The following is a 20,714-nucleotide window of genomic DNA, read 5'->3' as shown; positions in this document are numbered from 1 at the left end:
TTCCTCTTGCAGCCACGTGTGGGAATTTATACATCCCTCCTCACTCAACGGCGCGGGCGTAGCTCAGGGGTAGAGCATAACCTTGCCAAGGTTAGGGTCGGGCGTTCGAATCGCCTCGCCCGCTCCATTGAGAGGTCTTTGGACCGACATAAGTATCTGATGCGGGCGTAGCTCAGGGGTAGAGCATAACCTTGCCAAGGTTAGGGTCGGGCGTTCGAATCGCCTCGCCCGCTCCAGATACCAGACCTTCAACACCTGTTTGAATGTGGTGCTTTACGGAACTCGTTTCTGTTTTGACATCATATTGGCTTCCATCCAACAGTTGCCAAATCAGGCGCGGAGGATGGATTGACCAGACGATACAGTTTTCCTGACGGGCATTGGGATTGGCCCGTCAAATTGACTCATCACCACGCCGTCCGTGCCGGGGACATGATTTTCACTGGCGGGCAAGTCGATCTGGATGCGCAAGGCAATGTGCGCAACATTGGCGATCTGACAGCGCAATGCAGAAACTCTATGGCCTATATGGCCAACCTGTTCTCTGATTTGGGTGTCGATTTCGATGATCTGGTGCGCTTGGTCGTCTATTACGTAGGGGATGCGAATGACGAAGGCCACTTACAGGAGCTTCTAAGCCAGATCATTGGCGACACGGCCCGCCCCGTGATCAGCATGATCAACATGCCAGAGCTATGTTATCCGGACATGCTCACAGAAATCGAAGGCGTTGCCATGCGGCGTCCAGACGGCGCCAGAATACCAAAACAATGCCATCGACTTGAGGACATGCCGTATTTGCCAGACGGGTTTACACATGTGGTTCGTTCCGAGGATATGGTTTTTACCAGCGAGATGTCTGCCCTGACACCACATGGAACGGTTGAGGCCCCAGACAATATTCCAGCGCAAACTGCCAAAACCATGGAGCGTTTGAAGCGGGCGCTGTCGACGGTCGACGCGGACTTGCACGACATCGTCAAGCTCAACACATTTTATCCAGATGATCTACATGGCAGTAGCTGGAAGAAAGCCGCAAGTCTAAGAGCTTCGTATTTCTCCGATCCCGGACCTGCAGCGACGGGGATCCCGGTTCCCAACTTTGCGCACGAAGGATTGACGACCAAAATAGCAGCAACGGCGATTTGCACGTCGGCGACTGATGAGCCCAAAAATTTTGCATGGCCAGACGGGCATTGGAATTGGACCACACCGCTTCCGTACAAACAGGGTAACAGGTGTGGCAATGTCATCCACATTGGCGGGCAAGTAGCCCTGGATCATCAGGCGCAAGTCCTTAAGCCCGGAGATATGGTCGCGCAAACCAAGATCGCAATGGATAACCTATCCAAAGTTCTAGCCGAGTTTGGTGCGACACTGGACGACGTCGTAAAAGTCACGACCTTCTATCAGGGAAGTGCTTCAGCGGAAGCGCTGCATGAAAACCTGCTGATACGCTCGAATTCTTACACGGCGCCGGGGCCTGCTACGACTGGCATACCCGTGCCCGCGCTTATCTATGAAGGAATGATGATCGAAATCGAAGCGATCGCAATTTTGGATTAAGCAGTGCTGCTCTGGACCCGCGCTCACGCCGAGCCAGCAAGGGGCTGGTTCTTTTCGGCGGGCTGGGCCACTCTGACCAATACAGCCATAAGACAGGGACCTGACCATGCCGCGCTATGACATACGCCCTCTCACCATAGCCGAGGTTCAGCACGCCGTGGATTGGGCCGGGCGCGAAGGTTGGAACCCGGGTGTGCATGATGCCGAGTGCTTTCGCCCAACAGACCCTAATGGGTTTTTGGGCGGGCTTTTGGATGGTGAGATGATCTCATCTGTTTCGGCTGTGAATTACGACGACACATTTTCGTTTTGGGCTTCTGCATCGTAAAGCCCGAGTTCAGGCACCACGGCCACGGGCTTGAAATCGCACAGCATGCGCTGAGCCATTGCACGGGCCGAAACATGGGTCTGGATGGCGTGGTCGAACAGCAGGATAACTATCGTAAGTCTGGCTTTTCTTTTGCTTATAACAACTATCGTTTCGCAGGGACAAAACACCAGATTCTGGCCAAGCTAGAGAGTGAGCCGAACAGCCATATATCGGATCTGAAACAAGCGTTTGATGAATTGAAGGTATATGATCGCGTTCTGTTCCCCGCACCACGCGCTCTGTTTCTGGAAAGCTGATTTGGTGCTTTCAGCCACGTTTCAAAGCTTTACGCCGAGAACGGCAGGATCAGGGGCTATGCAACACTGCGCCCTTGTCTAACGGGTTATTAGATCGGCACCCTATTTGCAGACACTAAAGAAATCGCGAGGGCGTTGCTGGCCGCTGTTCTCCCGTCGATTCCCGAGGATCACAACGCGCACGAAGTGTTCATCGATATGCCACAGCCCAATGTATCGGCGTTCGCGTTGGCCGAAGAGCTTGGGCTGGAGAAGGTCTTTGAGACCGCGCGGATGTATTCCGACCACGAACCCGAGACTGACCTGAACCGAATCTTCGGCGTGACGACGTTTGAACTGGGCTAGAAAGCCTTGAACGTCATCGTGGTTAGCGAGCGTTCAATATTGGGAATCACCAGCAGGTTTTCGTTGATGTAATGACCCACATCATCGTTTTCGGGGATGTAAAGTTTCAGCAGCAAGTCATATTCGCCGCTGGTGGAATACAGTTCCGAGTGGATTTCGCGGAGGGCAATCTCTTCGGCTACCTTGTAGGTGGTGCCGGGTTTACAGCGGATCTGGATAAAAACGCAGGTGGACATGGGCCGGGCCTTGTTGGTTCGTGTTCACCGCAGGCTGGCACGGGCCGCGCCCGGGTGCAATCCCCAGCAACAGTTTGCACCGAAGGCTCAAAGCGGTCTGGATAGGCTGCTCTTCCGGGTCTATAAGCGCCCCAGAAGCAAAAGGAATTCGCCCATGCGCAGCGCTAAGATCAGCCGTCAGACCGCCGAAACCGAGATCTCGGTCGAGGTCAATCTGGACGGCACCGGCCAGTATGACAACCAGACTGGTGTTGGGTTCTTCGACCACATGCTGGACCAACTGGCGCGCCATTCGCTGATCGACATGACGATCCGCGCCAAGGGTGATTACCACATCGACGACCACCACACGGTGGAGGATACCGGGATTGCTCTGGGTCAGGCGCTGACGCAGGCATTAGGGGACAAGAAGGGTATTCGCCGCTATGGCGAATGTCACCTGCCCATGGATGATGCACAGGTGCGTTGTGCGCTGGACCTGTCCGCCCGCCCTTTCCTGATCTGGAATGTGGACCTGCCGACATCCAATATCGGTACGTTCGATACAGAGTTGGTGCGCGAGTTCTTTCAAGCGCTCAGTACCCATGGCGGCATAACCCTGCATGTCGACCAATTACACGGCTTCAACAGCCACCACATTGCCGAGGCCGCCTTCAAGGCAGTCGCCCGCGCTTTGCGTAATGCGGTCGAGACCGATCCGCGCAAGGCGGATGCGATTCCCTCGACCAAGGGCGCATTGTAGATGCTGACAGCCATCATCGACTACGAGAGCGGGAACCTGCACTCGGCAGAGAAGGCGTTTCAACGCATGGCGCGCGAGCAGGATGCTGGCGAAGTCGTCGTGACCTCGGACGCTGACGTTGTTGCGCGCGCGGATCGATTGGTCCTACCGGGAGATGGAGCCTTTCCGGCTTGCGCCACCGAGTTGCGCGGCCACAAGGGCATCTATGACGCGATGGTCGAGGCGGTCGAACAGAAGGGCCGACCGTTTCTGGGCATCTGCGTTGGTATGCAGTTGATGGCGACCAAGGGGCACGAATACTCCGAGACCGACGGTCTGGGTTGGGTTGCCGGTGATGTCGTGAAGATCGAACCCTCGGACAGTACCCTGAAGGTTCCGCATATGGGCTGGAACGATTTGGTTTTGGAAAGCGACCACCCGGTTTTTGACGGGGTGAAATCAGGTGATCACACCTATTTTGTCCACTCCTACCACTTTCGGGTGACCGATCCGGTCCAAAGATTGGCATATGTGAATTATGGGCAAGAGGTCACGGCCGTGATTGGCCGTGACACCATGGTCGGGATGCAGTTTCACCCTGAGAAAAGCCAGGACGTAGGCCTGCGCATGATCGGGAATTTCCTGACCTGGACTCCGTGATCGGTTATTGAACTCGGGTCCAATCCTGTCCACGGCAGATCAAACCACCCGCGACACAGCCTTTCACCGTCAGTTTGTTCTGCCCGTTCAGCGACATTTTTGAGTTGTAGGTCTTATCGCGATCCGGTGCCCAAATTTTGCCGCCGCTATAGGCACCGGCACCATCTGGCACCATGTCCCAGATGATCTGCTTCCCAAGGTTCTCGTACTCCAGTTGCTGATTGCCTTCAGCGTCAAACGCGCTGTCGATGGTACCGCAAATGGCACTGCCGCATTCGGATATCGTCACATGCAGATAACCGCCCGTATCTCCTGGGGCAGTCTTCCACAAACCGTCCACCGGATCGGCGGCAAAGGCGGTTGTGGCCATCGCAGCGAATATAGCTGCAAGAGTATATGTCTTCATTGTTGTCTCCCTGTTTTGCAGACAGTCTGACCCGCCGGTCGGTACCGGGCAAGATTGACTTTGCGTCGCGTTGCGCCCTTGCCCCGCCTGTGCGATATCCCGCGCGTGTAACAAAGATATAGGGCCGCCTGACATGATCCTCTACCCCGCTATCGACCTCAAAGACGGCAATGCTGTGCGATTGCTGCGCGGTGAAATGGACAAGGCAACGGTCTTTAATGAAGACCCCGCCGCGCAAGCCCGCGCCTTTGTAGAAGCCGGCTGTGAATGGCTGCACCTGGTTGACTTGAACGGTGCTTTTGCCGGTGAGCCGGTAAACGCAGCCCCGGTTGAAGCTACTCTGAGGGAGTGCAATGTTCCAGTTCAGTTAGGTGGCGGCATTCGTGACATGGCAACAATCGAGGCCTGGATCGAGAAAGGCCTGGCGCGAGTGATTCTGGGCACTGTCGCGGTCGAGAACCCCGATCTGGTGCGCGAAGCAGCCAAAGCCTTCCCTGGCAAAGTCGCCGTCGGAATCGACGCCCGCAACGGCATGGTTGCCACCAAAGGATGGGCTGAAGAGACCAATGTTCAGGTCACCGATCTGGCGCGCAGTTTCGAGGATGCTGGCGTCGCTGCAATCATCTACACCGACATCAACCGGGATGGTGCGATGCAGGGACCAAATATCGAAGCCACTGCTGACCTAGCCAAAGCTGTCGACATCCCGGTCATTGCCTCGGGTGGTGTGTCTTCTATTTCCGACCTGATCGCCCTGCGCGATTGTGGCGCAGATTTGAATGGTGCGATCTCAGGGCGCGCGCTTTACGATGGCGCCATCGATCTGAAAGAGGCTCTGACAACACTCAGAGAATAGTCCGATGCTCAAATCACGCGTGAAGCGATCCGAACTGCCAACCAAGAGTCTGCTGCATAGCCGGCTGGAAGATGGCGATTTTCTGGATTGTTTCAGCGTGGTTTCTGATCTTTCGCCGCGTCAGGCGGCAGAGATTATCACCAGTTTCCCTGCTTGGGCCAAAATGTTGGTTCGACTGCGCGGCATCCTGGTCGCCCCGTTTGGGCTTGATAATACAGGGCCAGAAGCAACTGATAAGGTGGGTATTTTTCCGGTTGAGCACGATGACGCGAGCGAGGTGATCGCTGGCTTCGATGACCGTCACCTCGATTTCCGAGTGTCTGTCTTTTCCGAAGACGGTCGTATTTCCCTCGCGACCTGGGTTCATCGACACAATCTGGGTGGGCGACTATATCTGGCGATTATTTTGCCTTTCCACATCCTGATTGCGCGCAACGCGCTTGCACGGGTGAGCCGCGCAAGCGCCTGACACGAAGCCATATTAGCCCGCTGCGGCTGTGGTCAGCTTTTTCAATGCGCCACGCATCTTTTCGATGACCGGTGACTTTTCGACCTCATCGAGTTCATCCATGGTCTCCTTTGGGTCTTCATAAGCCAGCCATACCTGACCATTCGCATCCTCATAAGCCTGCACCTTCAGAGGCAGAAATAACCCGGCGCGCGGATCGATCAGCATCGCAGGCGTGCCCAGTGCTGGGTTGCCGAAGATAAGCACCTGATTGGCTGCAATCGGAGTACCGACCTTTTCTGCCCCAGCCGCGTGATCGATACGGGCAAATACAGTCGCGCCTGCATTGCCTACCGCAGCTTCGAGGGCGTCCAGCGCCTCGGCCACTGTTTTATTGGTTTGTACTTTGATGATGTCGTCAGCCATGGCGGACAGGGTGCCTCCGAATGTGATTATTGAAGCCAAAATAAGATGTCGCATCTGGATAATCCTTTTCATGAATTTCATCTCTAATTTCCATGGCTTCTCGGTAGATCACAATCACAAGTCTGGCATCGGCGAGGCTTTGCCGGTAGAGGTGCCAGCAACAGAGGATACCCAATGCTGAAAACCCGTATCATTCCCTGTCTGGATGTCGCTGATGGCCGCGTGGTCAAAGGTGTGAATTTCGTGGGCCTACGCGATGCGGGTGATCCGGTGGAGTCCGCCAAGGCCTATGATGCTGCTGGAGCCGACGAAATCTGCTTTCTCGACATCCATGCAACCCACGAAAATCGCGGCACCATGTTTGATGTCGTCCAACGCACGGCAGAACAATGCTTTGTCCCCCTGACCGTGGGTGGCGGAGTTCGCACCAAGGATGATGTACGTGCCCTGCTGTTGGCAGGAGCGGATAAGGTCAGCTTTAACTCGGCCGCTGTGGCCAACCCGGATGTGATTGCTGAGGCGGCGGACCAGTTCGGCAGTCAGTGTATCGTCTGCGCCATCGACGCCAAAACCGTTAGCCCCGGCAAGTGGGGGATTTTCACCCACGGTGGGCGCAAGCCCACCGGTATCGACGCGGTTGAGTTCGCCAAGACCGTTGTCGCCAAAGGCGCGGGAGAGATCCTGCTGACCTCGATGGATCGCGATGGCACCAAGGCCGGATTCAACCTGCCCCTGACCCGCGCGATTTCAGAAGCCGTCGATGTGCCCGTGATCGCAAGTGGTGGCGTAGGCAATCTGGACCATCTGGTCGAAGGCGTCACCAAAGGTGGGGCCAGCGCCGTTCTGGCGGCCTCGATCTTCCATTTCGGCGAATACACCATCCAAGAGGCCAAAGAACATATGGCCGCCGCCGGCATTCCAATGAGGCTGACATGAGTATTCTACACGATCTGGCCGCAACCATTGAGGCCCGCAAAGGGGCGGATCCTGACAGCAGCTGGACCGCCAAGCTGTTGTCCAAAGGCCCTGAGAAATGTGCTGAGAAATTTGGTGAAGAGGCTATCGAAGCGATCATTGAGGCAGCCAAAGGCGACAAAGAAAAGCTGACCTCTGAGGCGGCGGATGTGCTTTACCACTTGCTAGTCATGCTCGCCACGCGCGATGTAGAACTGGACGATGTGTTGGCCGAACTGGCTCAACGCCAGGGCACCAGTGGCATCACTGAAAAGGCATCCCGGCCAAAAGGCTAAGCGGGTTTCGTGCAATTACCCGGCCCGCTATACTCCGGGTTCGGGTGCATTGAGGCAAAGGGCGCGCAGATGATCAGAGCTTTGGTGTTCGCAGCAGCACTTGCCACCCTCACGGCCTGCGCCACCCCTCCCCCTTCCTCTGGAGATGAGGTCCAGCGGCTTGCCGCCGAGATCCAAAGCCTCGGTCCCGATATCGACCCGGAAGAAGCCACCCGCGCCGCCCGCATCGCCCATGCCTATACTGCTCAGCTGGTGCAGGAATACAAAATCACAGACCCTCCGCTGATCCACAATGCCAAGGTCAACAAAGGCCTGCGCCCGCGCGGCTTGTGCTGGCATTGGGCCGAGGATATCGAGCGGCGACTGGATCAGGAACAATTCCGTACGCTCGAGATGCACCGCGCTATTGCCAATGCGGATAACCCGTTCCGCATCGACCACAGCACTGCCATTATCAGCCGCAAAGGCGAGAGCATGTATGATGGCGTCGTCCTGGACCCCTGGCGCTATGGTGGAGTGCTATTCTGGTCGCCCCTAGTTGAGGATACCCGTTACGAGTGGGTTCCACGCGAAGTGGTTCTGGAAAAGCGTCGTCAGGAACAAGTCGGGCAACTGACCCCATTGGCTTTGAACTGAACCCGTTGTGCATCATCAGGCTCCGATGTGTTCGACCTCGAAAGCCCGTCACGGTTCAGTCTGTCTGCACCAGAATTCAGCGTTTTGAATAGTCGCGCATTAGCGATTGCAGCTCTTCCGGTGTCTCCGGAAATCGGGAGTAGCTGTGAACAGCAGGAACATCCACCCAAGGCATCTTCGCCTCTGTCATCACTTCGAGAAATGGCTCGAATGAAGCTGCTTGATCTAAGATCGACGTCCGCAGGTTGACCCGTTCCGGTGCTCCTTTGAGCTGAGAGTAGATGAAGTTCAGACACGATTTGCAGAAATAATGCGCGCGTTCGACCGATCCAAGACCACCCAGAACCAGTTCACCGTCATAGGAGAAACTATCGCTTGGGAACATGGTGGTAAGAGAAAAAGCGCTCGCACTGAATTTTTGGCAATCCCGGCAGTGGCACGCAACGGTTAACAGGGGGGCTGCCGTCACACGAACGCGCACCGCACCACATACGCAAGCACCTTCAAATGGAGGTTCTAGAATTGACATTGTTCTTAGCTCACTTTCCATTTCACAAGCCCCTCTGCAGGGATCAGACGGGTTCAATTTCGGGAGGCTGGGAATCAGCGGATTGCACGAAGGCGGCACTCAACCAAGGCCGACTGGCAATCCAATCATAGCGCGATTTTGCTGTGAAAGCGCAATAGCCATGAATTGCTTAGAGTTTGGACGAAATGACGCCCGTTGCAAACCCACCCATCCGCAGCTCGCCAAACAAACGCTGGTATTCGATTTTGGGGCAGCGGTTCATGACCACGTCAATATCGCGGGCCTGCGCTCTGGCGGCGGCCTCGGCGTTTTCTACGCCGATCTGCATCCAGATCGTGCGTAGATTCGGCAACTCGGCCAAAGCCTCGTCAACGATAGGCGGAACGGCTTCAGAGCGTCGAAAAATATCAACCATGTCTACCGCTTCAGAGATCTCGGATAACGACGCCCTGACCGTCTGACCAAAGAGAGGTTTACCGGCATGCCCCGGGTTCACCGGAATCACCGTATAGCCTTTGAGCGACAAGTAACGCGCAACGTAGTAGCTGGGCCTTACCGGATTCATCGACACGCCAACAACGGCAACAACCTTGGTACGTTTCAACACTGTGGTCAGGAACTGGTCAGAGTAATCAGGCATGATCGCACCCTAGACGCCATGCCAAAAAGAAAAAAGCGCTCAGGTCTTGCCTGAGCGCCAGTTGTTGGAACGAGGGACAGTGAAATGACCCGCGGCAGTTCCATTCCGCGGTCACTGTGACATTTAAGCCTAAGTTTGTGAAAAAAAAGAGGGCGCGCGCATTTTTGTGATGACAAGTCACAATTGGCGGAGATTTGCCGATCAGTTATACAGTACTTGAGGCCAATGCCCCTCGGCCTCGCGAATGTTCTGCGACACGTTCTGCTTCCAGATACGCTCAATCGCTTCCGAATGGGTCAAGTACAACTTTCCGTCAACGATCTGCCATGCTTGCGGGTCAGTGCTGCTGAGCATCCCCTGCACCATCGCATACGCACAATATCCACCAAACTGAGGAGCAAAAGCCCGTGGGTTGCGCTCGAATCTGTCACGATTATCTTCCGATGTGAACTGCCACACGGCCCCCTTCCACATCAGGGAAAAATCAGATTTCCCCAGCGCAGGCGTACCGATCCTGAAGTATGAGACCGCATCATAACCAGAAACAGCCAATCCGCCGTCCGAATAGAACATTGGCTTTTCCTGCGCTCTTACTGAAGGTGCTACGGCAAGACATGCGAGACTGGTTAAAAAGGAACGTCGGGACAGCATCACTGATTCATCGATTGATTTTGAGAGGGTTTTAAGTTGCACAATTCATCTGGTCACGAAAACCCCCATGACGCCCTTGTGAACACGCGTGCGGTCTTCAATCGAAAACGTCTTCAATAGCATCCCAGGCTTCGTCCAATACGCGCGAAAACAGGCCCTTTTTCTTCTTTGCCTTTTTCTTATTGTAATGGGCCGGCCTAGATTTTTGTACCGGACGATCAACAAGTTTGACCTTTGGAACCATCTTGAGGTTATGCAAAGGCGCACCACAGCTTGAGCAACTTAGTTCATGTTGCTGTTTCCCCCTAAGAACCAGTGCAGCGCGGGTTCCACAATAACAGCAGGTGGCGATTTTGTGCGGCGTGGAAATGTGAACCTCCTGTCATCTGGGCTGTGACGCATATAGTGCAATTGCGGCAGCATTTGAGACATTGAGTGACCCAAATCCGCCCGCCGCGTCAATCTTGACCAGCTGGTCCACAGTTTCTTTGGTCTTTTGGCGCAGGCCCGGTCCCTCGGCCCCCAATACTAACGCTACTGGCTGCGTTCGTTTGCCCTCCAATACGGTTTCGATGGTTTCATCTGCCTCACCATCCAGACCCAGAACCAGAAAGCCCATATCCTGCAGCGCATTGATCGTGTCAGCCAGGTTACGGACACGCAGATACGGTTGCCGTTCCAACGCCCCGCTGGCAGTTTTCGCGAGTGCGCCCGTTTCAGGGGCCGAATGGTGCCGCGTGCCAATTACTGCACTTGCGCCAAATACTTCCGCTGAACGGAGAATCGCCCCAACATTATGTGGGTCCGTTACCCGATCCAAAAGCAGCACACGCGGGTTTTCCTGCCCGATACAATTCTCGGCAAGCCCACCCCAGTCCAGTGGCTTGACCTCAAGCGCAGCCCCCTGATGAACAGAGCCCGGATCAATCGGAGCCGTGAATTTCCGTGGATCAACTACCTCGGCCTCAATCCCGGAAAAATCAATGGATTCCGCTAACTTATCGCGGGCGTTTCGCGTCACGATCAAGCGTAACTTCTGCCGTTTCGGGTTCATCAAGGCATCACGAACAGCATGTAATCCAAACAGCCATACGGTTTCGGCAGCAGCAGCTTTTCGCGCCTGTTCTTTCTCGACGACCCACTTTGGTTTCTTCATTTTACGGGCCTCCGGGCCGGGAATTCGGTTTCCTGCGTCAAAGCGGTATTTTCCTGTTGACGCCCTTTAGACGCGCTAGTAATCACGCCTCCACGTCAGGTGCAACGCCTGACAGTGGGCGACAGGCCGCAAGGTGTGGCAGGGGACTGTAACTCCCTCGCGGAGACGCACGCCTGGTTCGATTCCAGGGTCGCCCACCATTCAGCTTCTCAGTCTTTGGGTCGGTAAATGCCATTTAGGGTGTTCCAATAAGTTTTGCGCCCGCTTTGGTCGACTGTTTGTTTGTTGCAAAGTGGGAATCTAGACTAATGCGAATGGCCCACATCCATTAACTGGAAATTTGTCTCTGGTATCAAATAGGGCAAACCACTCGTAGATTAGTGTTTTCGAGACATTGATCTCTTTATTGTTGTGGTAATTGCTCCAACAGCCAGCCCTGAAATTGCCTTGCAAATTCATTCTCTTCGTTGCTCGACAGGTAATATCCTTCGTTACTTTCGACGGTTGCCGGATGCGCCCTTTCAAGCACACCAGAATTGATCGCGTGTTTGATCAGAAGTTCGCTCACAAGCGCAATTCCATTGCCGTGGGCAGCAAAGTGCAAGGCCACACCGTACGAATCCGCAAAAATCTGAGGCTCCGGAACAGGCTCAACCTTTGCGGACCATTCTTTCCATCCGCTGGATGTGCCTACCGCTTCGATCAACGGCAAATCACTTACCCCACCTTCAAGGCCCGGTGATTTGAGGGCAATGAGCCGGTTAGGTGTTAGCAATCTGGCATTTCTTCCTACCTGTTTTTCTGATCCGAAGCGGATTTCTACATCTGCACGTGCAGAACTGAACTCGTCCGGCCATACCGCACTTAGAAGACGAACGCGGATATTCGGATGTCTCTTCCGAAATTCAGCAAGGTTTGGCGCGATAATCCACTGGGCAACACTGACTGACGACGCGATGGTCAAAAGGTTCTCTGACGGCCCAGTATCGAATGTATCTGTCGCTGCAGACAACACCCCCAGTGCCGCCCCGACCTGAGGCAGCAGTTTGCGCCCTTCGTCGGTCAGCGACAATCCACGCGCATGGCGCGTAAACAAAGCTGCACGCAGCCGTGTTTCAAGGGATTTTACCTGTTGGCTGACCGCAGATTGGGTCAGGCCGATCTCTTCACCGGCAGCGGTAAAACTCAGATGGCGCGCAGCGGCCTCGAACGCGCGAAACCAGGTCAGCGGGGGCAGCGATTTTTTCATGGGTCAAGTAAGCCATTAGTCTTTTTAATACATAAGCCCTTAAATCAATCGTTTGTCAAAATCGGTGTAATCTCTGAATTTCTCGGGTAGCGAACAGGAGAAATTTATGCGCCCCGAGATACGGAAGATCGTGACCTATGATGAAGAGGTTCTCATCGAAGGTTTCAAAGAAACACAACAACCTTGGCGCATGTTCGCTGTTGCCGCTGTTGTCAAAAACCCATGGGCGGGGCGGTTTGTTGAGGACCTGAAACCCGAAATACAGGCCTATGGCCCTGTTTTGGGAGAGATGATGACCAACCGGATGATCACCCTGGCCGGCGGCGGAGATGCAATCGAAGCTTATGGCAAAGCCGCCGTGGTTGGTCTGAACGGCGAGGTCGAACATGCCTCGGGGCTAATTCATACGCTGCGCTTCGGCAATTTTTATCGTGAGGCGGTCGGCGCCAAATCTTATCTGGCGTTTACCAATACACGCGGAACGGCCAATGCACCGATCATGGTTCCGCTGATGGACAAAAACGATGCAGGCCGGCGATCACACTACCTCACCATCCAATTCTCGATCCCTGATGCTCCGCGGGATGACGAGATCGTGGTGGTGCTGGGAGCAGCTACCGGTGGACGCCCGCATCATAGGATTGGAGATCGCTATCAGGATTTGAAGGATTTGGGCCATGATCTGGACAACCCGGCCGCGGTCTGATTTCGGACGCCTCCGCGCGATCCGCCAAGGTGACGGCCCAGCGGTTTTGTTGATACATGGTGTCGGGCTTCGGGCCGAAGCGTGGAACGCGCAGCTGGACACCTTGTCGTCAATGTTCCGTGTCACCGCAGTGGACATGCCGGGCCATGGCGCAAGCGCCTTGCCAGCCGGAGCAAAAGACCTCCGGGGTTATACAGATACGATTGCATCCGGCCTGGATACACCGGCAATCGTCATTGGTCATTCCATGGGCGCCATGATCGCACTGGATTTGGCTGCGCGACATAAGGGAAAGGTGCTGGGTGTGGCGGCACTGAATGCCATATTCAATCGAAGTGATACAGCTGCCAAAGCCGTAAAAGCGCGCGCATCTCTTTTGGACACGGAAACAGGCGCTGACCCGACGCCTACCCTGGCCCGTTGGTTCGGTGATGCAGATGTCATCGAGAAAGAGGTTTGTAGAAATTGGCTCACAAACGTCGACCCTATGGCCTATCGCAGAGCCTACAGCATATTTGCGCATGAAAATGGCCCAGGTATCGACACGCTCTCTGCGCTGACCTGCCCCGCACTTTTCCTGACGGGGAGCGCCGAACCCAATTCGACACCCGAGATGTCTGAAACCATGGCCTCGCTTACCCCGAAAGGAAAAGCCCAAATAATCAAAGGTGCTGCGCACATGTTGCCCATGACACATGCAGCCGAGGTTAATGCTGCGCTGCTGGAATTTGCTAGAAAGTCAGCTCATGACAGAGATTGATCCCCGCACCCTACGCAGCGCGTTTGGCCGTTTCATGACGGGCGTGACCGTGGTGACCTGCCGTGCAAATGACGGAACGCTTTGCGGTTTCACCGCCAATTCCTTTTCGTCGGTCTCGCTTGACCCGCCTCTGCTTCTGGTTTGTCCGGGTCGGTTTCTGTCGACCTTTGACCAGTTCTCGAACTGCAGTCACTTCGCAATCAGTGTTCTGGCCGAGGGGCAGCAAGAAGTATCCAATACATTCGCCAGTTTCACCGGAGATCGTTTCGCCGCGGTGCCCCATACGCTCGATTTGAACGGCATTCCGTTGATCGATGGGGCTATTGCTCAGTTTTCTTGCAGCACATGGCAATCATTGCCCGCAGGAGACCACCAAATCCTGATCGGAGAAGTACAAGCGTTCACTGAAACCGACGCCCTTGGGCTTGGATATTCCGGCGGGCAGTATTTCAGCCTTGGCCTCGAACGCGCCGCGATGGACCGGAATGGTGGCACAACAACTTGTGGCGCAATTATTAACTCAAACGACTGCGTTTTGCTGGAACTCACTGACGATGGATACCGACCGCCTCAGATCAGCCTAAGCGACAATGGCAATCTGCGACAGGACTTGGCCGACGCCCTCGCATCGCAGGGAAGCCCCGTCGAGCTTGGCCCGGTTTATTCTGTCTATGACGATGCGCAAAGACAGACCCACCATGTTTATTTTCTGGCCCACAGTGGCGTGCAAACCGAACAAACTTCGTTGCAACCCATCCCAACCGCTACTCTGCCGACCCTCTCATACACGACCTCCGCGATTGCCGACATGATGCTGCGGTATGCGCTCGAATCTCGCACGAACAGCTTTGGGTTTTACCTTGGCAATGCGGATCGCGGCGATGTTCATAGCTTGATTGAAAGGAACTGATCCATGGATTTTTCGCTTTTTGCGCACATGGAACGCATGACCCCTGATCAAAGCCAGGAAAATCTTCACAGTGATTTCATCGAGCTGTGCAAAATGGCCGATGACGCCAGAATGCGTGCAGTCTGGACGGGTGAGCATCATGGAATGGATTTCACCATTTCCCCTAACCCTTTGTTGGAACTGGTCAACCTCGCCCATCACACCAACCATGTGAAACTTGGGACCGGTACAGTCATCGCCCCTTTCTGGCACCCCATCAAACTGGCAGGCGAAGCTGCATCGGCGGACCTGATTACAGGTGGTCGGATCGAGCTTGGCATCGCGCGCGGTGCTTACTCTTATGAATACGAACGTCTCATGCCGGGTATGGACGCGTGGGAGGCCGGGCAACGTATGCGCGAGTTGGTGCCTCTGATCCCCAAACTATGGGCTGGCGATTGTGCACATGAAGGAGAGTTCTTTCAGTTTCCCGCAACGACCTCTGCGCCGAAACCTGTTCAGAAAGACGGGCCTCCGATCTGGATCGCCGCGCGTGATCCCAACAGCCATGAATTTGGCGTTCACAACGGATTTAACATCCAAGTCACCCCACTCTGGCAAGGGATGGAAGAGATTGAGAGTCTGGTCGGCCGTTTCAATGACGCTTGTGAAGGGTATGCTGGGCCACGCCCCAAAATCATGCTCTTGCACCACACATATGTCGGAAAAGATGCAGCCGATGTAGATTTAGCTGCACAAGAGTTGTCGCGGTTTTATTGCTATTTTGGTGCATGGTTCCAGAACAAGCGGCCAGTGAAACAAGGTTTGATCCAACAACTGACGGCAGAAGAAATCGCTGCCAACACGCTGATGGCCCCGGAAAACCTGCGGCGTGATCTGACGGTCGGAACCGCAACTGAGGTGATTGATCAGATCAAACGCTACGAAGATTTAGGGTATGATGAGTTCTCATTCTGGATCGACAGCGGCATGAGTTTTGAGCGTAAACGCGCCTCGCTTGCCCGCTTTATCGACGACGTCATGCCAGCATTCCAGTGAGCGAAGAGATGGACCAGAGACCACACTACCAGCTTTTCATCGACGGGGAATTTACCGATGGTGCCCAAGGGCAAACCATGTCCTCGGAAAACCCCGCCACCGGAACACATTGGGCCACCTTTGCCTGTGCGGCACCCGACGATGTTAATCGCGCGATCAGCGCCGCACGCCGGGCCCTCAACGACCCTGCATGGCGCGACATGACCCAGACTCAGCGTGGCAAGCTGTTGTATCGTCTGGCAGAATTGATCGAGGAGCATGCCGAACAGATCGGCCGCATCGAGACCACCGACAGCGGCAAGCTGCTGGCTGAGACTGCGGCGCAATCCGCCTATGTCGGGGATTACTATCGCTATTATGCGGGACTGGCAGACAAGATCGAAGGTGCAGTTCTGCCCATTGATAAACCCGACATGCATGCGTTTACCCAGCGCGAACCAATCGGCGTAGTGGTCGCGATCGTCCCCTGGAACGCACAGATGTTCCTGACCGCAACCAAGTTGGGACCGGCGCTGGCTGCGGGCTGTGCTGTTGTACTAAAAGCCTCAGAAATCGCTCCTGCGCCTCTGCTTGAATTTGCCCGTCTCATTGAAAAAGCCGGGTTTCCGCCTGGCGTTGTATCGGTCCTCACTGGTGATGCCGAAAACTGCGCCATACCCTTGACGCGCCATCCGGATGTAGACCGTATCGCCTTTACCGGCGGGCCGGAAACTGCGCGTCATGTCGTTCGCAACTCGGCCGAAAATTTCGCGGTTACCTCGCTTGAGCTTGGGGGAAAATCCCCGATGGTCGTTTTCGATGACGCTGATCTCGATGGTGCCGCGAATGGATTGATTGCAGGAAATTTTGGCGCATCAGGGCAAAGCTGTGTGGCTGGTAGTCGTGGGCTTGTCCACCGCCCGGTATTTGAAAAGATCGTATCTCTGATTGAATCCAAAATGGAGGGCGTCACTGTCGGCGATCCTCTTGCGCCCGATACGCAAATCGGACCTCTGTGTACGTCAGCGCAGATACAGAAAATAGAGGCCGCGCTAAATGCCGCCCGTTCTGCGGGCGCGCGTATCCGTTTTGGTGGAAGCAGGTTGGAGCGCGCTGGCAACTATATGGCGCCGACGCTTGTGGAATGCCCCAATACCGACATCGAGACCCTGAAGGTTGAGATGTTTGGCCCGGTTATGTCCTTGATCCCGTTTGATACGGAAGAGGAAGCCATCGCAATCGCCAATGAAACGCCATATGGGCTCGGCGCGGGGGTATTCACCCAAAACGTCGCCCGTGCACATCGTGTGTCAGGACGGCTCAAAGCAGGGATTTGCTGGGTGAACACGTATCGCGCAGTCTCTCCCATTGCCCCATTTGGTGGGTTTAATCAGTCCGGCTATGGGCGAGAGGCCGGGATTGACGTGGTTTATGACTACACGAGAACCAAAACCACCTGGATCAATACGTCAGATGCGGCAATGGCCAATCCATTCACCATGCGCTGACATTTATATGAACTGGAATATTTTGAGCCAACTTCTGACGGATTGGTGACGGAATAGGCACCGCTTACAGCGATGATTTCGACCCAAATCCAGAAAAACTACAGATGCTTAACTGGGTCGACGCTGTTAGACACCGAGGTAACGAGTAAGGATCGTCTGATCTTCAGCGACATCTGCGGGTTGGACAGTCACACGATCTTGGCCGTTTTCAATAAAGGTTATCCGGTCAGCAATCGACAAAACCGCATCGATACGCTGTTCCACAAGGACGATAGCGTAGCCCTCTGCTTTCATTTTGACCACGACTTGCCGGATCTGTTCGATCATTGAAGGCTGCAAGCCTTCGGTCGGTTCGTCCAAAAGCAATACCTTGGGGCGCAGGCATAACGCTCGGGCTGTGGCCAACATCTGCTGTTCGCCTCCTGAAAGTGTACCAGCGACTTGGCTCAGACGTTCCTTGAGCCGGGGAAAGAGTTCAAGCACCCAATCTCGTGTATCTGCACCTTCATCCCGCGCCAAAAGGCCCATTTCGATGTTCTCTGAAACCGTAAGCTCAGGAAAAAGCCGCCGTCCCTGCGGGATATAGCCGATCCCACGTTGTGGCACGAGGTGTGCAGGCAGGCCGCTGAGGCGTTCACCATCTAAGATGACCTCACCTTGGCTCAGGGGTAGTTGCCCCATGATTGCTTTCAGCAATGTCGTTTTGCCCGCCCCGTTGCGGCCCATCAGGCAATGAATTTCCCCTGCACTGACGGTCAGCGATACGCCAAACAGTACTTTTACCTTGCCATAGCCGGTGTGGATATTCTGGACCTCAAACATCGGCGGGCGCCCCCAAATAGGCGGATTGCACGGCAGCGTTCGCGCGAATTTCGTCAAAGCTACCCGAGGCCAAAAGGCGACCCTGATCCAGCACTGCAACATGATCGGCGGTTTCAGCGACCACCCGCATATTGTGCTCGATCAGCAGGATCGTTGTTTCTTCGGCCATCGTCCGCATGAGCGCCACAAACGCTTCAACTTCACCTTCGGCCAGACCTTGGGTCGGCTCGTCAAGGATGAAAAGTTTGGGATCCTGCGCCAGTCCCATGGCTATTTCAAGAACCCGTTGATGGCCATAACTGAGGTCCGAGGCGACCTGGCCAGCGCGATCCTTCAATCCAATTCTATCCAGCACAGCAGCGGTCTTTTCAGCATGTGCTGCTTTATCATGCGCAAGCCTGCGACCGGCAGCAAGGGCAACGTTGTCTTCAACCGTCAGTCCGGGAAAGATCGAAGTGATCTGGAACGTATAGGCCATGCCGAGTTGCATGCGTTTATGCGCGGGCAGTTTGCTGATGTCCCGGCCTTCGAATGAAACGCTGCCGCGCGTTGGTGGAGTCCGCCCGCTAACCATTCCAACAAATGTCGACTTGCCCGCGCCGTTGGGCCCTATCAACGCTGTAATTGCATTCCTTCGCAGAGAGAAATCTATGTCAGTATTGGCCTGGAGCCCGCCATAGATCTTAGTCAGGCCTTTGGTCTCAAGGATATTTACGGCAACCATGACACAGCTCTCTTGCGTATTGTGCCCGCAATACCTTGGGGGGCGAACAGGGTCAGCAGAACCAAAGCAACACCGGCAACAAGCATATATGCGTTGGTGAAACCGCTAGAAATGTCGATCAGATAGAACATGAAGATGACGCCGATTAGAGGTCCGATCGTGGTTCCGGCCCCGCCCAGCAAGACCCACAGTAGCGGGAAGATAGAATAATGCACCGCGGCAAAGCTTGCACCGACATAGCCGAACAGCATCGCGTAGGCGGCGCCTGCGACACCTGAAAACAGGCCAGATACAACCAGCGCAGCAAGTTTCAGACGCCCTACGTCATATCCCAACATCCGGGCTCGCTCTTCGTTTTCCCGTATGGCAACCAGTCGCTTTCCAAATGGGCTTTGCACCAAACGCGCCATGGCGAGAAAGCAGATGGCGAAAAGGGTAAATGCAGCGAAGTAACGTGCCGTTTCCGTTGTCAGGTCAATCCCAGCGAGGTTACGTTGGGCCTGTTGAATGATGAAGCCTTCGTCACCGCGCGTGTATTCTCCGAAATACAGGATCACGAGATAGAAGGTTTGAGCAAACATCAGCGTCACGATCATGAACGCGACACCGATGGTACGCAGCGCCAATAAGCCTACGCCCAGCGCCAACAATCCCGCAGCGAGGACGCCAACTGCAAAAGCTGGTAGCACTGACAGTCCGCCGAAATTCATGCTCAGCCCAAACCCGTACATTCCAGCGGCAAAGAACATGGCGTGGCCGAGGCTCAGTAGGCCGGTATAGCCAAACAGCAGATTGAACCCGATGGCATAAATCGCAAGCACCATGATACGCGAGAAGGCTCCGACGTGATATGCGGGCAGCACGAAGAACAATGCGATAAGCACAAGTAAAGTGCCGATATGCAATGCGGTTGTTCTGGACACCGTCATCAGGCCGCCACCCGCCCCATCAAGCCTTGCGGCCGAAAAACAAGCACCATTGCGACAAGGAAGGTCGCGATGATTTTGGCCAGAGTCGGCGAGAAAAAGACCGAGATAATGCCGTCGCTCATTCCGATCAGCACCGCTGCAATCACAGTGCCGGGCAAACTTCCGAGACCGCCGATGATTACCACGATAAACGCCAGCAACAATGGATCTCCGCCCATTAGATAATGGGCCTGCTGAATTGGAACCACCAACACAGCACCTAGTGCTGCCAGCCCTGCACCCAGGCCAAATACCCAGGAGTACACACGATTGACCGGCACCCCAAAGGCCTGAGCCATCTCGCGATCCTGCTGCGTTGCGCGCATGATCAATCCGATCTTGGTGCGCGTCAGCACAAACCAAAGCGCCCCCAATACGGAAATCGCCGCAACAATCACGAACAGCTTGTAGGTCGTCACACTTAGCCCCCAGGGCCAGATCATTTGGAATCCATCTGCACCAAAATCGAACCAGGGCAGTGCCAAGCGAGTGTTGAATGGTGGCGCGACAGGCCGCGCCTCGGGTCCATACAGCATCAGCGTCGATTGCTGCACAATATAAAGTACGCCAATCGTGGCTACGATGGTCCGGTCCACGTCATAGTCGATCCGCTTTAGGATCAGCTGATCGACCCCCGCCGCAATGCAGCCGACCAAAACCGGCACTATAAGCAGGGCAGCCACGAAACCGAAACCAGCATGGCCGCCGATCATCGTGCTTACCGCCCAGGCAAATACCGCACCCAGCATGAAGAACTCGCCATGGGCGACATTCACAACGCGCATGACGCCGAACACAATGCTGAGCCCCATTGCCGTCAGCACAAGAATAGCCGAAATGACCGCCCCCTCGATGGAGGCGAGCATCAGGTGAGGCCCGAAGTCCATACCCAGTCTC

29 protein-coding genes and 3 tRNA genes are annotated in these 20,714 nt (G+C 55.0%); 19 read left to right on the top strand and 13 right to left on the bottom strand.

Features of this window, described 5'->3' with window-relative positions; genetic code table 11:
• Positions 1–52: 52 nt before the first annotated feature.
• The 6 genes from ACR0JR_RS12880 to ACR0JR_RS12855 all read left to right on the top strand — a co-directional run bounded on the left by ACR0JR_RS12880 (position 53) and on the right by ACR0JR_RS12855 (position 2,538).
• Positions 53–127, top strand: a tRNA-Gly gene (locus ACR0JR_RS12880).
• A gap of 34 nt (positions 128–161) precedes the next feature.
• A tRNA-Gly gene (locus tag ACR0JR_RS12875) sits at positions 162–236 on the top strand.
• Positions 237–348: 112 nt separating this feature from the next.
• Entirely contained in the window at positions 349–1,566 is a 1,218-nt protein-coding gene (locus ACR0JR_RS12870; RefSeq protein ID WP_480456482.1) for a RidA family protein, read from the top strand.
• Positions 1,567–1,672: 106 nt separating this feature from the next.
• The gene (locus ACR0JR_RS12865; RefSeq protein WP_480456481.1) at positions 1,673–1,894 is read left to right on the top strand and encodes a hypothetical protein; all 222 of its coding nucleotides are present in this window, start codon (positions 1,673–1,675) and stop codon (positions 1,892–1,894) included.
• Positions 1,876–2,193 (top strand): hypothetical protein, encoded by a 318-nt coding sequence (locus ACR0JR_RS12860; protein ID WP_480456480.1) that lies wholly within the window; start codon positions 1,876–1,878, stop codon positions 2,191–2,193. The genes ACR0JR_RS12865 and ACR0JR_RS12860 overlap by 19 nt, the downstream gene beginning before the upstream one ends.
• Positions 2,194–2,286: 93 nt before the next feature.
• Complete coding sequence (locus ACR0JR_RS12855; RefSeq protein WP_480456528.1) at positions 2,287–2,538, top strand: GNAT family N-acetyltransferase; 252 nt, start codon at positions 2,287–2,289, stop codon at positions 2,536–2,538.
• On the opposite strand, the gene ACR0JR_RS12850 is transcribed toward ACR0JR_RS12855, so the two are convergent.
• A complete protein-coding gene (locus tag ACR0JR_RS12850) occupies positions 2,535–2,774 on the bottom strand; it encodes an Lrp/AsnC ligand binding domain-containing protein (protein ID WP_480456479.1) in 240 nt (79 codons plus the stop codon). The two genes, ACR0JR_RS12855 and ACR0JR_RS12850, sit on opposite strands and share 4 nt — an antisense overlap.
• A gap of 154 nt (positions 2,775–2,928) precedes the next feature.
• On the opposite strand from ACR0JR_RS12850, the gene hisB reads away from it, so the two are divergent.
• Positions 2,929–3,516, top strand: a complete 588-nt coding sequence (hisB, locus tag ACR0JR_RS12845; protein ID WP_480456477.1) for an imidazoleglycerol-phosphate dehydratase HisB — start codon at positions 2,929–2,931, stop codon at positions 3,514–3,516.
• Positions 3,517–4,155 (top strand): imidazole glycerol phosphate synthase subunit HisH, encoded by a 639-nt coding sequence (gene hisH / locus ACR0JR_RS12840; RefSeq protein ID WP_480456476.1) that lies wholly within the window; start codon positions 3,517–3,519, stop codon positions 4,153–4,155. It begins immediately after the preceding gene.
• 4 nt (positions 4,156–4,159) lie between these two features.
• Here the strand turns inward: hisH and ACR0JR_RS12835 are convergent, their stop codons facing one another.
• Positions 4,160–4,561, bottom strand: a complete 402-nt coding sequence (locus tag ACR0JR_RS12835) for a DUF2147 domain-containing protein (RefSeq protein ID WP_010442615.1) — start codon at positions 4,559–4,561, stop codon at positions 4,160–4,162.
• A gap of 133 nt (positions 4,562–4,694) precedes the next feature.
• On the opposite strand from ACR0JR_RS12835, the gene hisA reads away from it, so the two are divergent.
• Together hisA and ACR0JR_RS12825 are read left to right on the top strand one after the other, a co-directional pair.
• Entirely contained in the window at positions 4,695–5,417 is a 723-nt protein-coding gene (gene hisA / locus ACR0JR_RS12830) for a 1-(5-phosphoribosyl)-5-[(5-phosphoribosylamino)methylideneamino]imidazole-4-carboxamide isomerase (protein WP_480456473.1), read from the top strand.
• Between the two features lie 4 nt (positions 5,418–5,421).
• Complete coding sequence (locus ACR0JR_RS12825) at positions 5,422–5,886, top strand: DUF2867 domain-containing protein (protein WP_319546725.1); 465 nt, start codon at positions 5,422–5,424, stop codon at positions 5,884–5,886.
• A 12-nt stretch (positions 5,887–5,898) separates the two neighbouring features.
• On the opposite strand, the gene ACR0JR_RS12820 is transcribed toward ACR0JR_RS12825, so the two are convergent.
• Positions 5,899–6,345: a DUF302 domain-containing protein gene (locus tag ACR0JR_RS12820; protein WP_480456472.1), complete on the bottom strand. Its 447-nt coding sequence runs from the start codon at positions 6,343–6,345 to the stop codon at positions 5,899–5,901.
• A gap of 120 nt (positions 6,346–6,465) precedes the next feature.
• Here ACR0JR_RS12820 and hisF point away from each other — a divergent pair, with 120 nt between their 5' ends.
• The 3 genes from hisF to ACR0JR_RS12805 all read left to right on the top strand — a co-directional run bounded on the left by hisF (position 6,466) and on the right by ACR0JR_RS12805 (position 8,177).
• Positions 6,466–7,227, top strand: coding sequence for an imidazole glycerol phosphate synthase subunit HisF (gene hisF, locus ACR0JR_RS12815; RefSeq protein WP_480456471.1), 762 nt, complete (start codon positions 6,466–6,468; stop codon positions 7,225–7,227).
• The gene (locus ACR0JR_RS12810; RefSeq protein WP_480456470.1) at positions 7,224–7,541 is read left to right on the top strand and encodes a phosphoribosyl-ATP diphosphatase; all 318 of its coding nucleotides are present in this window, start codon (positions 7,224–7,226) and stop codon (positions 7,539–7,541) included. Before hisF ends, ACR0JR_RS12810 begins: the two co-directional genes overlap by 4 nt.
• A gap of 69 nt (positions 7,542–7,610) precedes the next feature.
• The gene (locus ACR0JR_RS12805; RefSeq protein ID WP_480456468.1) at positions 7,611–8,177 is read left to right on the top strand and encodes a hypothetical protein; all 567 of its coding nucleotides are present in this window, start codon (positions 7,611–7,613) and stop codon (positions 8,175–8,177) included.
• Positions 8,178–8,253: 76 nt separating this feature from the next.
• Here the strand turns inward: ACR0JR_RS12805 and ACR0JR_RS12800 are convergent, their stop codons facing one another.
• The 5 genes from ACR0JR_RS12800 to rlmB all read right to left on the bottom strand — a co-directional run bounded on the left by ACR0JR_RS12800 (position 8,254) and on the right by rlmB (position 11,153).
• Complete coding sequence (locus ACR0JR_RS12800; RefSeq protein WP_480456467.1) at positions 8,254–8,727, bottom strand: GFA family protein; 474 nt, start codon at positions 8,725–8,727, stop codon at positions 8,254–8,256.
• 148 nt (positions 8,728–8,875) lie between these two features.
• Entirely contained in the window at positions 8,876–9,346 is a 471-nt protein-coding gene (locus tag ACR0JR_RS12795) for a CoA-binding protein (RefSeq protein ID WP_480456466.1), read from the bottom strand.
• Between the two features lie 201 nt (positions 9,347–9,547).
• On the bottom strand, positions 9,548–9,919 hold the full coding sequence (locus tag ACR0JR_RS12790) for a YHS domain-containing (seleno)protein (protein ID WP_480456465.1): 372 nt from the start codon (positions 9,917–9,919) through the stop codon (positions 9,548–9,550).
• A gap of 175 nt (positions 9,920–10,094) precedes the next feature.
• Positions 10,095–10,367, bottom strand: a complete 273-nt coding sequence (locus tag ACR0JR_RS12785; protein ID WP_170477292.1) for a hypothetical protein — start codon at positions 10,365–10,367, stop codon at positions 10,095–10,097.
• Between the two features lie 12 nt (positions 10,368–10,379).
• Positions 10,380–11,153, bottom strand: a complete 774-nt coding sequence (gene rlmB / locus ACR0JR_RS12780) for a 23S rRNA (guanosine(2251)-2'-O)-methyltransferase RlmB (RefSeq protein WP_480456464.1) — start codon at positions 11,151–11,153, stop codon at positions 10,380–10,382.
• Positions 11,154–11,269: 116 nt separating this feature from the next.
• Here rlmB and ACR0JR_RS12775 point away from each other — a divergent pair.
• Positions 11,270–11,353, top strand: a tRNA-Tyr gene (locus tag ACR0JR_RS12775).
• 203 nt (positions 11,354–11,556) lie between these two features.
• Here ACR0JR_RS12775 and ACR0JR_RS12770 read toward each other — a convergent pair.
• A complete protein-coding gene (locus ACR0JR_RS12770; protein WP_480456463.1) occupies positions 11,557–12,402 on the bottom strand; it encodes a LysR family transcriptional regulator in 846 nt (281 codons plus the stop codon).
• 106 nt (positions 12,403–12,508) lie between these two features.
• Here ACR0JR_RS12770 and ACR0JR_RS12765 point away from each other — a divergent pair, with 106 nt between their 5' ends.
• From ACR0JR_RS12765 to ACR0JR_RS12745, 5 genes are read left to right on the top strand one after another with little or no spacing between them, the layout of a single operon-like run.
• On the top strand, positions 12,509–13,108 hold the full coding sequence (locus ACR0JR_RS12765) for an amino acid synthesis family protein (RefSeq protein ID WP_170477060.1): 600 nt from the start codon (positions 12,509–12,511) through the stop codon (positions 13,106–13,108).
• The gene (locus ACR0JR_RS12760) at positions 13,080–13,868 is read left to right on the top strand and encodes an alpha/beta fold hydrolase (RefSeq protein ID WP_480456462.1); all 789 of its coding nucleotides are present in this window, start codon (positions 13,080–13,082) and stop codon (positions 13,866–13,868) included. Before ACR0JR_RS12765 ends, ACR0JR_RS12760 begins: the two co-directional genes overlap by 29 nt.
• The gene (locus tag ACR0JR_RS12755; protein ID WP_480456460.1) at positions 13,855–14,778 is read left to right on the top strand and encodes a flavin reductase family protein; all 924 of its coding nucleotides are present in this window, start codon (positions 13,855–13,857) and stop codon (positions 14,776–14,778) included. The genes ACR0JR_RS12760 and ACR0JR_RS12755 overlap by 14 nt, the downstream gene beginning before the upstream one ends.
• Before the next feature lie 3 nt (positions 14,779–14,781).
• On the top strand, positions 14,782–15,816 hold the full coding sequence (locus ACR0JR_RS12750; RefSeq protein WP_480456458.1) for an LLM class flavin-dependent oxidoreductase: 1,035 nt from the start codon (positions 14,782–14,784) through the stop codon (positions 15,814–15,816).
• An 8-nt stretch (positions 15,817–15,824) separates the two neighbouring features.
• Entirely contained in the window at positions 15,825–17,303 is a 1,479-nt protein-coding gene (locus ACR0JR_RS12745; protein WP_480456457.1) for an aldehyde dehydrogenase, read from the top strand.
• Between the two features lie 126 nt (positions 17,304–17,429).
• Here the strand turns inward: ACR0JR_RS12745 and ACR0JR_RS12740 are convergent, their stop codons facing one another.
• Genes ACR0JR_RS12740 through ACR0JR_RS12725 form a run of 4 tightly spaced genes read right to left on the bottom strand, consistent with a single transcriptional unit; the run spans position 17,430 to position 20,704 of the window.
• Positions 17,430–18,125, bottom strand: a complete 696-nt coding sequence (locus ACR0JR_RS12740; protein ID WP_480456456.1) for an ABC transporter ATP-binding protein — start codon at positions 18,123–18,125, stop codon at positions 17,430–17,432.
• Entirely contained in the window at positions 18,118–18,849 is a 732-nt protein-coding gene (locus ACR0JR_RS12735) for an ABC transporter ATP-binding protein (protein ID WP_480456455.1), read from the bottom strand. The genes ACR0JR_RS12740 and ACR0JR_RS12735 overlap by 8 nt, the downstream gene beginning before the upstream one ends.
• Positions 18,837–19,778, bottom strand: coding sequence for a branched-chain amino acid ABC transporter permease (locus tag ACR0JR_RS12730; RefSeq protein WP_480456454.1), 942 nt, complete (start codon positions 19,776–19,778; stop codon positions 18,837–18,839). The genes ACR0JR_RS12735 and ACR0JR_RS12730 overlap by 13 nt, the downstream gene beginning before the upstream one ends.
• Positions 19,778–20,704, bottom strand: a complete 927-nt coding sequence (locus ACR0JR_RS12725) for a branched-chain amino acid ABC transporter permease (protein WP_170781907.1) — start codon at positions 20,702–20,704, stop codon at positions 19,778–19,780. Before ACR0JR_RS12725 ends, ACR0JR_RS12730 begins: the two co-directional genes overlap by 1 nt.
• Positions 20,705–20,714 lie beyond the last annotated feature (10 nt).

It is taken from the genome of Ruegeria sp. AA3, assembly GCF_056542905.1.
The sequence above is the reverse complement of the archived record's forward strand: the minus strand, read 5'-3'. Positions and strand labels throughout refer to the sequence as shown.